Annotated in this window: 10 protein-coding genes and 1 tRNA gene; 4 read left to right on the top strand and 7 right to left on the bottom strand. The window is 46.7% G+C overall.

What is annotated here, in order from left to right:
- The first annotated feature begins 1 nt into the window (after position 1).
- The 4 genes from ACXAH1_RS14785 to ACXAH1_RS14770 are packed head-to-tail and all read left to right on the top strand — an operon-like array spanning position 2 to position 3,669.
- Positions 2–1,036 (top strand): ABC transporter permease, encoded by a 1,035-nt coding sequence (locus ACXAH1_RS14785; RefSeq protein ID WP_475197669.1) that lies wholly within the window; start codon positions 2–4, stop codon positions 1,034–1,036.
- On the top strand, positions 1,023–1,916 hold the full coding sequence (locus ACXAH1_RS14780) for an ABC transporter permease subunit (protein WP_253050621.1): 894 nt from the start codon (positions 1,023–1,025) through the stop codon (positions 1,914–1,916). Before ACXAH1_RS14785 ends, ACXAH1_RS14780 begins: the two co-directional genes overlap by 14 nt.
- Positions 1,916–2,923, top strand: coding sequence for a peptide ABC transporter ATP-binding protein (locus tag ACXAH1_RS14775; RefSeq protein ID WP_253050619.1), 1,008 nt, complete (start codon positions 1,916–1,918; stop codon positions 2,921–2,923). The genes ACXAH1_RS14780 and ACXAH1_RS14775 overlap by 1 nt, the downstream gene beginning before the upstream one ends.
- A complete protein-coding gene (locus tag ACXAH1_RS14770) occupies positions 2,908–3,669 on the top strand; it encodes an ATP-binding cassette domain-containing protein (RefSeq protein WP_253050617.1) in 762 nt (253 codons plus the stop codon). The genes ACXAH1_RS14775 and ACXAH1_RS14770 overlap by 16 nt, the downstream gene beginning before the upstream one ends.
- A gap of 84 nt (positions 3,670–3,753) precedes the next feature.
- On the opposite strand, the gene ACXAH1_RS14765 is transcribed toward ACXAH1_RS14770, so the two are convergent.
- The 7 genes from ACXAH1_RS14765 to ACXAH1_RS14735 all read right to left on the bottom strand — a co-directional run bounded on the left by ACXAH1_RS14765 (position 3,754) and on the right by ACXAH1_RS14735 (position 13,254).
- On the bottom strand, positions 3,754–5,667 hold the full coding sequence (locus tag ACXAH1_RS14765) for a SurA N-terminal domain-containing protein (RefSeq protein ID WP_475197665.1): 1,914 nt from the start codon (positions 5,665–5,667) through the stop codon (positions 3,754–3,756).
- Between the two features lie 336 nt (positions 5,668–6,003).
- On the bottom strand, positions 6,004–6,276 hold the full coding sequence (gene hupB, locus ACXAH1_RS14760) for a nucleoid-associated protein HU-beta (RefSeq protein WP_010386462.1): 273 nt from the start codon (positions 6,274–6,276) through the stop codon (positions 6,004–6,006).
- 226 nt (positions 6,277–6,502) lie between these two features.
- Positions 6,503–8,866, bottom strand: a complete 2,364-nt coding sequence (lon, locus tag ACXAH1_RS14755; protein WP_253050613.1) for an endopeptidase La — start codon at positions 8,864–8,866, stop codon at positions 6,503–6,505.
- Between the two features lie 345 nt (positions 8,867–9,211).
- Positions 9,212–10,495 carry an ATP-dependent protease ATP-binding subunit ClpX gene (gene clpX / locus ACXAH1_RS14750; RefSeq protein ID WP_138551566.1) on the bottom strand — a complete coding sequence of 428 codons (1,284 nt, stop codon included), beginning with the start codon at positions 10,493–10,495 and terminating at the stop codon, positions 9,212–9,214.
- Between the two features lie 142 nt (positions 10,496–10,637).
- Positions 10,638–11,255, bottom strand: coding sequence for an ATP-dependent Clp endopeptidase proteolytic subunit ClpP (clpP, locus tag ACXAH1_RS14745; protein ID WP_054017318.1), 618 nt, complete (start codon positions 11,253–11,255; stop codon positions 10,638–10,640).
- 282 nt (positions 11,256–11,537) lie between these two features.
- Complete coding sequence (tig, locus tag ACXAH1_RS14740) at positions 11,538–12,845, bottom strand: trigger factor (RefSeq protein ID WP_475197663.1); 1,308 nt, start codon at positions 12,843–12,845, stop codon at positions 11,538–11,540.
- 332 nt (positions 12,846–13,177) lie between these two features.
- Positions 13,178–13,254 (bottom strand) — tRNA-Pro (locus tag ACXAH1_RS14735).
- Between the last annotated feature and the right edge of the window lie 7 nt (positions 13,255–13,261).

Here is a 13,261-nt window from a genome sequence, read left to right as displayed (position 1 = left end):
TATGTTTGCAGATTTTTTATTTCGTCGCCTCAGCCTGCTGCTATTTATGCTGTTTGCACTCACCGCATTTACCTTTGCGCTGAATTATCTGTTCCCGGGAGATCTGCTGACCAACTTCAGTGGTGAACTGAATGCAAACTTCAGCCAGACACAAATTTTACAGCAGAAATACCATATCGATGACAGCCTTCTGGTCCAGTATCAAGCCTTTCTGATCCGCCTCTTTCAGGGGGACTGGGGATTATCTTTATCTTCTGGTCAGGAAGTATTCGGCCATGTAAAACAGCTGTTTCCGGCCACCATAGAACTTTGTGTCTATGCACTGATTGTCGCACTGTGCCTTGGCATCCCAGCCGGCGTGATTGCCAGTGCTTATCACAACAAGTGGCCAGATAAAGTGATCAGTTCACTGACCTTACTCGGCTTTTCAATACCGGTCTTCTGGCTGGCACTGTTACTGATCATGATTTTTTGTCTCAGTTTTGGCTGGTTTCCTATGTCGGGTCGTATCGGTCTGCTCTACGAAATTCCGCCCGTCACGAATTTTATTTTATTGGATATCTGGTTGCATGACTTCCCTTATGGTGGCCAGGCCTTTGCAGATGCACTGCATCACCTGACGCTACCGACGGTAGTATTAGCTATGTACCCTACCACAGTGCTCGTTCGCTTTACCCGGGACTCCATGCTAACCGTACTGGAACAAAACTATATTAAAACGGCGAGAGCCAAAGGTCTTAACCGTCGGCAGTTGATCCTTGATCATGCTCTACGTAATGCATTGCTACCGGTGATAAAACAGATAGGGCTGCAATTTAGTACGCTGATCACGCTGGCCATGGTGACAGAAGTCATTTTTTCCTGGCCGGGGATCGGTCGCTGGATGATTGAGAGTATTTATCAGCGCGACTATCCGGCTATTCAAGGCGGTCTGCTGGCAGTCTCCTTTTTTGTTATTTTCGCTAATATGCTGGCAGATGTGATCCACACCCTCCTTGACCCGCTAGCCAGGAACCAGGCCCATGGCAAAGTTTAATCTCTTTACAGAAGAGTCTAACCGCTCTCCGCTATCCCGGCTGTGGCGCAAGTTTAAAGCAAACCACCCGGCACTGGTTGGTCTGTGGCTATTTATTGCGTTGACACTGTTAGCCCTGTTAGCACCATTGTTAGCCCCATATGGTATTGATCAGCAGCATGCCGATGCCTTATTGCTCCCCCCTTCGTGGCATGATGAGGGCAATGTTAACTTTATTCTGGGGACTGATGATTTAGGCCGTGACGTCTTATCTCGCCTGATGCGCGGGGCCACTTATACCTTTGGCTTGTCCATCGTAGCAGCACTGCTAACCACTTTGTTAGGCGTTGTGCTGGGCACGCTAGCTGGTTGTAGTCAGGGCTTTAAGTCTAGCTTGCTCAATCACCTGCTGGATATCACTCTGGCCATTCCATCCCTATTGCTGGCCATCATCATTATTGCCATCTTGGGCCCCGGTCTCTTTAACACCGTGTGGGCGATTATTTTCGCACTACTCCCTCAATATATTCATTCAATTCGTAACCTGGTGGTTGAAGAACTTAATAAAGATTACATCAGTGCCTTCAGACTGGATGGCGCAAGCCGCTGGCAATTAATCATTCGTGGTGTCTTACCTAATATTTATGAACATATCGTGGTTATTTTCACTTTGGCACTGTCGACTGCGATTCTGGATATCGCGGCCCTGGGCTTTTTAAAGCTCGGAGCTCAACCGCCTACCACTGAGTGGGGAGCAATGTTGGCGGAAAACCTGGGGTTGATTTATCTCGCCCCCTGGACCGTAGGCTTACCCGGCGCGCTGTTGTTTTTATCCGTGCTTGCGACTAACCTTGTCGGTGACGGGCTACGCGACGCACTGCAGGCGAGAAAGGCAGACTAATGCAATTACTTGATATCAAAAACCTCACCATAGAACTCCCCACAGACAATGGTGTTATCCGCGCCGTTGATCGGGTCAGCCTGAGTCTTAAAGAGGGTGAAGTACACGCCCTGGTGGGCGAATCTGGCTCTGGCAAGAGTTTGATAGCAAAAGCCATCGTTGGGGTTTTAAATAATCGCTGGCGCATCACCGCTGACCGAATGCACTGGCAAGGGGTAGATCTGATGCGCCTGAGTCCGGAAAAACGCCGTAAGCTGGTGAGCCGGGATATTGCCATGATCTATCAGGAGCCAAGCCGCAGTCTGGATCCGACCGCCAAAATTTTTGAACAGGTGGCAGAGTCACTGCCCGATACCTGTTTTAAAGGCGGCTTTTTTAGTCGCCGCAATGAACGCAAAGAAAAAGTAAAAGCCTTGCTGCACAAAGTCGGGATCCGGGATCACCGTCGTGTGTCGAGCAGCTACCCTCATGAGCTTTCAGAAGGTGTCTGTCAGAAGGTGATGATTGCCATGGCCATTGCCAGAAGTCCTAAGCTTTTGATTGCAGACGAGCCGACTACAGCACTCGAAACCACGACCCGGGCGCAGGTTTTCCGTTTATTGAAAAGCCTCAACCAGCTTAAAAATATGTCAATTTTGATGATCACCCATGAGCTGGAGGAAATCGCTGACTGGTCTCATGCCATGCATGTACTTTATTGTGGCCAGATGGTCGAAGCGGGACCCACAACGAAAGTATTTTGTCACCCCTATCACCCCTATACACAAGCGCTGGTGAAATCACTGCCTGACTATGCGCACGGTATTGGCCACAAAGCATCATTCTTTGCACTTAAAGGCACTATACCACCACTACAGCACTTACCTATTGGTTGCCGGCTGGGCCCTCGTTGCCCGCAAGCACAGCGTGAGTGTGTCGTTACACCGGATCAGGTCAAGTCGCACGGTCATGCCTATGCCTGCCACTTTCCGTTGCTTCAGGAGAAGAAAAAATGCAACCCGTGTTAAAAGTGCAGTCACTGAATAAGACTTTTAACACGCGCGCAGGCCTGTTCCGTAGAAAGCGCGTCAAAGTACTTAAAGACGTTTCCTTCGCCGTTGCTCCCGGTGAAACGCTGGCGGTTATTGGGGAAACGGGGTCCGGAAAAAGTACTCTGGCCCGCGTTTTGGCTGGTGCCGAACACGCCGACTCTGGGCAGATCTTACTTAATGGTGAGATGATTGAAGATAATGGTCACCAAAACCATGACTGCCGTCATATTCGTCTTATCTTTCAGGACCCTACTCGCTCACTCAACCCGGGCCTGACCATAGGCGATATGCTGGACGACTGTCTGAGATTAAATACCCAGCTGACCAAACACCAGCGTGATAAAAAAATAGTCGCCACCCTGTCTCGTGTCGGACTGCTCTCCGAGCACTATGATTATTATCCACATATGTTCAGTGGCGGACAATTACAGCGGGTCGCACTCGCCCGAGCGTTGATTCTGGATCCTAAAGTCGTGGTGCTGGATGAAGCGCTGTCTTCACTCGATCCCTCAGTACGTGCTCAAACCGTCAACCTGCTGCTGGAGTTACAACGTGATTCCGGACTCAGCTACATTTTGATCACCCATCATCTGAGTCTGGTGCGCCATATGAGTGACAAATTGCTCGTCTTGAGTCGGGGCAAAAGCGTAGAGTATGGCCAGAGCGAGTCCATCTTTCGCGCTCCCAAATCTAAAGTCATGCAAAAGCTTCTGGCAGTTTAAACCAACTAACGCATTATTCAAACGTAAAAAAACGCCGGACAATGCCGGACAATGCCGGCGTTTTTTATCCAATATTACTTTATATTATTGAACTTCGTCGCTGAACTGAAGCGTTGGGCGAACCACATCCGCGTCAGACTCCAGCGCATTTAATAATGCCAGGAAGTTCTTATTCACGACAGACATAGTAATGTTCTGCTTCTGTTGTGGCTCAACATCACCCGTTACTTCCGTGGTCGTTACGCCCTTCAGTACCAACAGTGCCGCGTCACCGCTATTTAGCTCAACTAACGCTGGCGGTGTCTGATCTGCCTCAGGGTGCGCCAGTTTAAACGCCTGCTGGACAATCTCAGGGGCAACTGTAAAGCTTTGTCGCTTCAATGCCACTTCGCTTTTCACTTCAACAGACGCCGCAGCAGCAATATCACTCAGCGCTTTGCCGCCTTCCAGCTGTGCAAATAACGTTTTTGCTTTCTCTTTGATAAGCTCAGAAGCCTTTTCATTCTCAAGACGCATTTTGATCTGTGCAGTCACTTCTTCCAGCGGTTTAACTGTTGCAGGCTTGTGATCCAGCACACGCACCACAACAATGTGCTCATTACCCGCTTCTAATACTTCTGAGTTCACTCGGTCTTCGATCAGCTCAGGCGTAAAAATAGCATTGGCAATTGCCGGGTCGTTAAGCGGTGCAGGCAAGGCCATGCGCGATACCAGTTCTGTGCTTTTAAGCTCAATGTCTGCGACAGCGGCTGCATCTTCAAGAGAGTCCGCGACTTCAAAAGCGATTTCAGCGATCTGAGATTGCTTTTCATAAAAGGCATTTGCCTTAGCGGTGCTTTCCAACTCAGCACGCAAGTCCGCCGCAACATCTTCAAATGCTTTAGACTGCTGCGCCTGAAGGTCCGTCAGCTTAATGATATGGAAACCAAATTCAGTTTCGACTACCGAAGAGATATCACCGACATTTGCCAGTGCAAATGCCGCCTCTTCAAACTCTGGTTCCATCATATCACGCTCAATCCAGTCCAGATCACCGCCCACTTCGGCAGACGCAATATCATCAGACTCGGTTGATGCAAGCTCCGCAAAGTCTTTTCCACCTTGCAACTGCTGGTAAAGAGACTCCGCTTTTTGTTTCGCCGCATCTGCATCTTCTGCACTCTCAATTAGAATGTGTGCCACACGACGACGTTCTTCTTCCAGATATTGTGCCTGATTTTCTTCATAGTAGGCACGTACCTCTTCGTCAGAGATTGGCTTTTCCAATGTAATATCGCCTGACTTTAGCTCAAGATACTGCAGTGCAATCTGCTCAGGGGCCTGAAACTGCTCCTGATTGAGCTGATAGTAGTCAGAAATCTCTTCCTCAGTGACAGCAACGTCCTGCTTCACCGTGTCTTTGCTCAGCGTCAAGTAATCAATGTCCCGAGTCTGCTGTTGCAAAGCTAAGGTTTGCTTGAGTTCGTTGTCCAGCACAAAATCAGACCCTGCCACAGCTGAAACCAGTTGATTACGGGTCATTTCTTCACGCATGTATTCGCGGAATGAATCTGGTTGGAAGTTCATCTGACGGATCAATTGCAGGTATCTGTCGTTGCTGAACTCACCACCAAGCTGGAAGTAAGGCAGTTCAAAAATTGCCTGCTTGACTTGATCATCGCTGACTCTGAGTCCCAGCTCAATCGCCAACTGGTTTTGTAATTCTTGTTGTACCAGACGGTCAACGACCCCACTGCGGACCTGAGCCATGTATGCCGGATCAGCAGAGATTTGCGTAAAATACTCACCAAACTGACGCTCCAGACGTGCACGCTCGTTTTCAAAGGCACGTGAGAATTCCATTTGTGTGATCTTAACCCCATTGACTTCTGCTACGGCCTGCTCTGTGGTTTGACCTAGGTAACCACCGATCCCTGCCAACGCAAAAGACAAGATCACTACACCAAGAATAATTTTGGCTGCCAGGCCTTGTGAGCCTTCTCTAATCTTTTCTAGCATTTATTCTATCTCTTATCTAAGTCAAAGCATGTTCAGTACTTTGGGTTTATCGCATATCCAGGCCTGTTGTGCGTGTCACATCAGCACCTGTCTTGTCTCTGTACCTATTTATATGGATAAGTGCTGCGATTGCAAGCGTATTTATACGACCTGTAAGCAGGCCACTTGCACTTCTATATGATTAGCTCAGTCCAGATTGGAACAAGCCAATATACGGCATCATCCAGATGGTATAAAAAAAGCGTATCTTAACAGATACGCTTTTTATCTTGAAGCTTATCTCGCCTAATTACACTATCTTAACATAGGTAGTTCGGCAGATTGAGCTGAATCTGCTTAGTTTACCGCGTCTTTCAGAGCTTTACCGGCTTTGAAAGATGGGATGTTAGCTGCAGCGATTTCGATTGCCGCGCCAGTTTGCGGGTTACGACCAGTACGTGCTGCACGCTCGCGTACTGAGAAAGTACCAAAACCAACTAAGGCAACTGAGTCACCGTCTTTTAGCGCACCAGTTACTGACTCAATGAATGAATCCAGAGCACGACCAGCAGCCGCTTTAGAAATATCAGCATCAGCTGCGATTTGATCGATTAATTGAGATTTATTCACAATATCATCCTCTTACATTGTTATTATCAAGAGCGATGAGGGCTTACCACTAACATCACTTTTGTAGTTAACTCAGAGAAATCTGACGATTCTCTATTTCATCTAATGTCTCAAAGCCTAGTAACTACGGGGGTTTGTGAGCTACCAGGCTAAATACAGTGCTTACGTTAGCATACCATTTAGATTTGAAAACCCTTTTTACGCACTTTTATGTACTTTTTCTGCTTTACCCGGCCGACTTTTGCGACTCAATGGTAAAACTGTCTACCGGATGAGCAAGTGCCAGCGATAAAACGTCATCAATCCAGCTCACCGGATGGATTTCAAGACCTTCCAGAACATTCTGCGGGATCTCTTTAAGATCGCGCTCATTCTTTTTAGGGATAACAACTGTTTTGATGCCGCCTCGGTGTGCTGCCAACAGTTTTTCTTTTAGTCCACCAATTGGCAAAACTTCACCACGTAACGTAATCTCGCCCGTCATAGCCACATCGCTGCGCACAGGGTTGCCAGTCAAGCTTGAGACCAGGGCTGTTACCATTGCAATACCGGCACTTGGACCGTCTTTGGGCGTCGCCCCTTCTGGCACATGCACATGGATATCACGCTTCTCGTAGAAATCGTCATTAATTCTGAGCTTGTCTGCACGATTGCGTACGACCGTCGTTGCAGCCTGAATCGACTCCTGCATAACATCACCCAGTGAACCTGTGTAAGCAAGCTTACCTTTACCCGGCACTGCTGCACACTCTATGGTCAGCAAATCTCCGCCCACTTCAGTCCACGCCAGACCAGTTACCAAGCCAACACGGTCACCATCTTCTGCCTTACCGTAATCGAAGCGCTGCACACCCAGATAGCTTTCGAGATTGTCGGCATTGATCACTACCTTGTCTTTAGATTTACTTAGCAAAATGCTCTTAACTGCTTTACGGCACAGTTTTGATAACTCACGCTCAAGGTTACGCACACCCGCTTCGCGTGTGTAGTAGCGGATAGTATCAATAATGGCACTATCTTCAATCTCGATCTCATGCTCCTTCAAGCCGTTACGTTTAATTTGTTTCGGAATGAGGTGCTGTTTAGAAATGTTGAGTTTTTCATCTTCGGTATAGCCAGAAAGACGGATCACCTCCATCCTGTCAAGCAAAGGGCCTGGAATGTTGAAGCTGTTAGAGGTGGCCACAAACATTACGTCAGACAGATCATACTCTACTTCCAGATAATGGTCGGCAAAGCTGCTGTTTTGTTCCGGATCCAGGACTTCGAGCAATGCTGAAGCCGGGTCGCCACGCATATCTGAAGACATTTTGTCGATTTCATCCAGTAAGAACAGTGGATTCTTCACACCCACTTTGGTCATGCTCTGGATCAGCTTGCCTGGCATAGAACCAATGTAGGTGCGTCGGTGGCCACGGATCTCTGCTTCATCACGCACACCACCCAGTGCCATACGTACATACTTACGACCTGTTGAACGTGCAATAGATTGTCCTAAACTAGTTTTACCTACCCCTGGAGGACCTACTAAACACAAAATAGGCCCTTTCAGCTTGTTGGTGCGCTGCTGAACCGCTAGATACTCAATAATGCGATCTTTGACTTTCTCAAGTCCATAGTGGTCTGCATCAAGGATTTTTTGCGCATTCGCAAGATCTTTTTTGACCTTAGAGCGTTTCTTCCAAGGGACACCTATCAAGGTATCTATGTAGGAGCGTACCACAGTCGCCTCTGCCGACATCGGCGACATCATCTTAAGCTTGTTCAGCTCAGAGGTCGCTTTTTCTTCGGCTTCTTTGGGCATCTGAGCTTCGCTGATGCGTTTTTTCAGTGCTTCAAATTCGTCTGGCACATCATCCAGCTCACCCAGCTCTTTCTGGATGGCTTTCATTTGTTCATTGAGATAGTACTCACGTTGAGACTTTTCCATCTGCTTTTTGACACGTGAACGGATTTTCTTCTCAACCTGAAGCAGATCTATCTCACCTTCCATCAAGGCCATCAGATACTCCAGGCGATCTGTGACGTTGTAAAGCTCCAGTACTTTTTGTTTCTCCGGCACTTTAATCGGCATGTGTGCCGCCATAGTGTCAGCAAGGCGCGCCGTTTCATCAATACCAGAAACGGAAGTCAGTACTTCTGGCGGGATTTTCTTATTGAGCTTTACATACCCTTCAAACTGACTAATGGCACTGCGAATAAAGATATCCTGCTCTGGGCCTTCAATGTTTTCGGAGGCAATAAACTGTGCTTCAGCTAAAAAGTAATCGTCAGTGACCAGAAACTTTTCAATTTTCGCTCGCTGAGTGCCTTCTACCAGTACTTTGACCGTACCGTCAGGCAACTTTAGTAATTGCAATACCGTGGCGACAGTACCGACCTGATAAATATCATCAGTGTCAGGATCATCAATAGATGCCTCTTTTTGCGCCACTAAAAAAATTTGCTTGTCATTTTCCATCGCAGCTTCAAGGCATTTTATTGATTTTTCTCTGCCTACAAATAGCGGGATCACCATATGAGGGTATACGACCACATCACGCAGTGCCAATACGGGTATTTCGACTCGATCCATTCTCTCAAGCGTCATTATATTCTCTTCGCACTTCATTAATTTCAAGGATTAGGGTGGTATATGGGGATTGTCTTCAAAAAGTTCAACCTATCTACCAACCCGTATCGATTTCTAGTTTGAGTTTATACCAATTTGCTTAATTAAGTGTTCTATTTTGAGGCGAGAAAACAGGCTCGATAACAAGGCAAAAATTTTGCTATTTAGTTGTTCTAAATGAGAAATTTTTAACGCTGTTAGCGTCATATTTGCTCCGTCAAATTGAACAGGTATTAAGTGAAATTGGCATTATAGATTGCTGCTACTACCAAACTGTAGACAAAAAAAGGAGCCAGAGGCTCCTTTTGCGATAAAACGAGGCCGTTATTCCGACGCTGCTTTATCCTGATTGTTATTTTCGTATATTAAAATCGGGTCGGACTCACCTTTAATAACGGTTTCGTCTACCACAACTTTACTCACGTCTTCTATCGAGGGTAGCTCATACATGGTATCCAGCAGTACGCCTTCCACAATGGAACGTAATCCACGGGCACCCGTTTTTCTTTCCATCGCCTTATGAGCAATCGCTTTGAGCGCATCTTCACGGAACTCAAGCTCAACCCCTTCCATTTTGAACAACGCACCATACTGTTTGGTTAATGCATTCTTAGGTTCATTGAGGATTTGGATCAACGCGTCTTCATCCAGCTCAGCTAAAGTAGCTACCACAGGTAAACGGCCAATGAATTCAGGTATGAGGCCATATTTGACCAAGTCTTCTGGCTCAACATCTTTGAAGGTTTCGCTCAGCGAACGTGCACTGTCCGACGATTTAACCTGTGCACCAAATCCGATCCCAGTGTTAGTGTGGCTACGCTGCTCGATCACTTTGTCTAAACCAGCAAATGCACCACCGCAGATAAACAAGATTTTTGATGTATCAACCTGCAAAAACTCTTGCTGCGGATGCTTACGTCCACCTTGAGGCGGAACCGATGCAACAGTGCCTTCAATCAGTTTTAGTAGTGCTTGTTGCACCCCTTCACCAGATACATCCCGTGTGATTGACGGATTATCTGATTTACGCGAAATTTTGTCGATTTCGTCGATATAGACAATACCGCGCTGTGCTTTTTCTACGTCGTAGTCACACTTCTGTAAGAGCTTCTGGATAATATTTTCGACATCCTCACCCACATAGCCTGCTTCGGTCAACGTGGTAGCATCTGCCATTGTGAAGGGCACATCCAGCAAGCGTGCCAGCGTTTCGGCAAGGAGGGTCTTACCACTCCCCGTTGGACCGATCAGCAAAATGTTACTTTTGCCCAGCTCAACATCGCCTTTCAGCCCCTGATTTTTCAGACGCTTGTAATGGTTGTACACTGCAACCGACAGCACTTTTTTAGCATGCTCCTGACCGATTACATAATCATCAAGGTGATTTCGGATCTCTCTTGGTACCGGCAATTTATCAGACGAATCATGTTGCGGCGCTATATCCTTGATTTCTTCTCTAATGATGTCGTTACACAGTTCGACGCATTCATCACAAATGTACACTGACGGACCAGCGATCAACTTGCGTACTTCATGTTGGCTCTTACCACAAAATGAGCAGTATAAGAGCTTACTATTCTTGTCGCCGTCTGTAGGAGTGTCTGACATTCAGCTACCTCTTAAATTTGGTCAGTTATCTACTTAGATAACACAATACATATTTTAACTATACCAAAGAAATTTGCCTTTAGCATAGCCGGGCCAGGTGCATTTATCTAACGAATCTCACAATGCCTCTGGCCCAAATAGATTACTTGATGTTTCTGCTGCTGTGAACGGCATCAACCAGGCCATAATCTACGGCTTGTTCTGCATTCATAAAGTTGTCACGATCGGTGTCATTCGCAACCACTTCATATGGCTGACCCGTATGTTCAGCCATCAGACGATTGAGCTTTTCTTTGATCGTCAGGATTTCTTTCGCGTGGATTTCAAAGTCGGACGCCTGGCCCTGGAAACCACCGAGAGGTTGGTGGATCATCACGCGTGAATTTGGCAAGCAGTAGCGTTTGCCTTTCGCACCACCAGACAGCAAAAATGCGCCCATACTTGCAGCCTGCCCCACACACACAGTACTAACATCTGGCTTAATAAAATTCATCGTATCATAAATAGACATACCTGCAGTGACGGAGCCACCCGGTGAATTAATGTAAAGGTAGATGTCTTTTTCGGGGCTTTCTGATTCCAAGAACAGCAGCTGAGCAACGATCAAGTTTGCCATATGGTCCTCAACCTGACCGGTCAAGAAAATGATTCGCTCTTTAAGCAAACGAGAATAAATGTCATACGAACGCTCGCCTTTCGCTGTTTGCTCAACAACCATCGGGACTAAAGCGTTTAGAGGATCAAACATACCGTCATTCATTTTATAGATTCCTTATAAACAGGGAAGTGCACTGCAAAACCTGCCCACCTGTCTGTCTCATCGGGAAGACAAGCGATATTCGTTTACTCAATTGACTGGGAGTTTATAGACATAAGTTTATACATGAGACGATGATAAACAAAAGTATACACACAACCGTGTTGCTTTGAGCAAATAAACAAAAATGGCTCGCAGCACTGCAAAACACAGAGCAATACGAGCCATTTAAACGTTAGCTTAACAGTAAGTCAATAATTTCGTCTTTGACGAGATTAAAAGGGCTTACTGAGCCGCCTGTTGTGGGTTCATGATGTCGTCAAAAGACTTTTCAACATCAGCAACCTGAGCAGCTGCCAGAATCGCATCTACTGCCTGCTCTTCCATTGCAACGTTACGCATTTGCTGCATTAGTTGGTCGTTACCTTTGTAGTAAGCAACAACTTCACTTGGGTCTTCATAAGCAGAAGCAACAGTCTCGATTAGCTCTTCAACTTTTGCATCGTCTACTTTAATGTCATTCGCTTTGATCACTTCACCTAGCAGAAGACCCGTTTTAACACGAGTTACTGCTTGCTCGTGGAACAGCTCAGCCGGAAGCTCAGGCATGTTCTTAGCATCACCACCGAAACGCTGTGCAGCTTGCTGACGTAGCGCGTCGATTTCTTGGTCGATCAGTGCTTTAGGTACGTCAACTTCGTTAGTCTCTAGCAGACCTTTGATTGCTTGATCTTTGATCTGAGCTTTTACAGCCTGACCAAGTTCACGCGTCATGTTTTTCTTCACTTCTTCTTTCAGTGCGTCAACGCCACCTTCAGCTACACCGAACTTAGTTGCGAATTCGTCAGTCAGCTCAGGCAGCTCCTGAACTTCAACTTTCTTCACAGTGATCTTGAACTGAGCCGCTTTACCTTTCAGGTTTTCAGCGTGGTACTCTTCAGGGAAAGTCACGTCAGCAACCACTTCTTCGCCTGCTTTCTTACCGATGATACCATCTTCGAAACCAGGGATCATGCGACCTTGACCTAGCTCAAGTGGGAAGTCTTCAGCTTTACCGCCTTCGAATTCTTCACCTTCAACAGTGCCCAGGAAGTCGATTGTTACACGGTCTTTTTCACCCGCAGCTGCATCGCTTTCAGTCCAGCTTGCGTGCTGTTTGCGCAGAGTTTCCAGCATGTTAGCCAGATCTTCTTCTGTTACGTCAACAACAGGCTTCTCAACTGAAATCTTTTCAAGATCTTTCAGTTCAACTTCTGGATAAACTTCAAAAGTCGCATCAAATTCAAGGTCCTTACCCGCTTCCAGTGACTTAGGAGCAAAAGTAGGTGCGCCAGCAGGATTGATCTTTTCAGAAACAATTGCCTCGATGTAGTTGCGTTGCATCAGTTCACCAGCAACTTCTTGCATTACAGCGGCGCCGTAACGCTTTTTGATAACAGATACTGGTACTTTACCCGGACGGAAGCCGTCGATACGCTGTGTTTTAGCCAGTTGTTGTAAGCGTTTTTTTACTTCAGTCTCAACGTTCTCAGCTGGAACTGTGATAGTCAGACGGCGCTCAAGACCTTGAGTCGTCTCAACAGAAACTTGCATGATATAACCTCAATTTTCATTTTTGGCGACTACGCGCCTTCCTTACAAACAAGCCGACTTTTTATCAGATCAGATGACAGCAGAGCATCATACTTACTCAATCTCGATTGAGTAAACCACCGCAAAAAACACCCCTACATTTGATGTTTAGAATCAGTGCTGATCCCCGTCAGACTTGCTGCCTGCCCAGACAGGGCGCTATGTTAAATAATAGACGCGGCATTATAACCTATAAAACGGGAGAGTCGAGCAATCACGGCAAATAATTGATGCTACATGGGGCAAAATAAAGGGATAAAGTAAGATTTGAATAAAACAAAGAAAAGAAGAGATGGTCGGCGATGCAGGATTTGAACCTGCGACCCCTTGGACCCAAACCAAGTGCGCTACCAAGCTGCGCTAATCGCCGAATTTAA

The sequence above is a fragment of the Pseudoalteromonas sp. AWH4_217 genome (assembly GCF_056161105.1).
Note: the sequence above shows the minus strand (reverse complement) of the source record. Positions and strands in the feature narration are given on the sequence as shown.